Here is a 406-nt window from a genome sequence, read left to right as displayed (position 1 = left end):
ACGACGGCGGCAAGAGCAGCTCCAGCAGCAGCGGCAAGGAGCAGAACAAGGTCGATGCCGCGGCCGCCAAGGAAGCCTCCAAGGCGCAGATCAAGATCTCCCAGAAGGACGGCTCGGCCAACGCGGGCATCGCGGCGGACAACGCCAAGGTCACCGTCAGCGACGGCACGCTCACGAGCGTCAAGATGACCACGGACAAGGGCACCCCGGTCGAGGGCACGATATCGCCGGACAAGACGTCCTGGCAGCCCAAGGCGCAGCTGGAGCGCTCGACCAAGTACAAGATCGTGGTCGAGGCCGTGGACTCCGCGGGCCGCAAGGCCACGGAGAACTCCTCGTTCACCACCGTCTCGCCCACCAACAGCTTCATCGGCTCCTTCACGCCGGAGGACGGCTCGACCGTCGG

Annotated in this window: 1 protein-coding gene; it reads left to right on the top strand. The window is 66.5% G+C overall.

Features of this window, described 5'->3' with window-relative positions; all coding sequences use genetic code 11:
* Nucleotides 1–406 (top strand): Ig-like domain-containing protein (locus ACSNOH_RS35180; RefSeq protein WP_436725501.1); only part of this gene is annotated, 406 nt, incomplete at both ends.

It is taken from the genome of Streptomyces sp. URMC 127 (genome assembly GCF_051386535.1).
GTDB lineage: Bacteria > Actinomycetota > Actinomycetes > Streptomycetales > Streptomycetaceae > Streptomyces.
Note: the sequence above shows the minus strand (reverse complement) of the source record. Positions and strands in the feature narration are given on the sequence as shown.